At 45.4% G+C, this 509-nt stretch carries 1 protein-coding gene; it reads right to left on the minus strand.

The window, feature by feature from the left end; translation table 11 throughout:
* Positions 1-509, minus strand: a 509-nt coding sequence (locus tag R8N49_RS30675; RefSeq protein WP_318190893.1) for an ABC transporter substrate-binding protein, incomplete at both ends; no start/stop codon positions are given.

Genomic DNA, 509 nt, shown 5'->3' on the forward strand with positions numbered 1-509 from the left:
CCAATAGACGAGCCGCTTCTGCGTTACGCTCTTCTTGCGTCATTTTGCCGTATGCAGGAATTTCTGGGTTGAAACCTGCTGTGATTTCTGGCGTTAGGAAGTAAGCTGGTTTTTGACCTTGAGCTAAAATCGCATCAGTTACGATGTTACGGTCAATCGCGTAAGAGATAGCTTGACGAACACGTACATCATCAAACGGAGCTTTCTTCGTGTTGAAGATGTAGTAGTAAGTACATAGGTTACCCGTCACAGATACTTCTTGTGGGTGCTCTTTCTTCAGACGCTTGAAGTGCTCTGTTGGCAGTTCGTTCGTGAAGTCGATTTCACCCGCTAGGAAGCGGTTCATTTCTGCAACTTGGTTTTCAATCGGTAGGAAAGTAACTTTCTCTAGTGTGGTGTTTTCGTTGTCCCAGTATTGCTCGTTACGCTTCAATACTAGACGCTCGTTCACAACCCAGTTGTCAACAACATAAGCACCGTTACCTACAAAGTTCTCTGGCTTCGTCCAT

It is taken from the genome of Vibrio sp. 1978 (assembly GCF_033344345.1).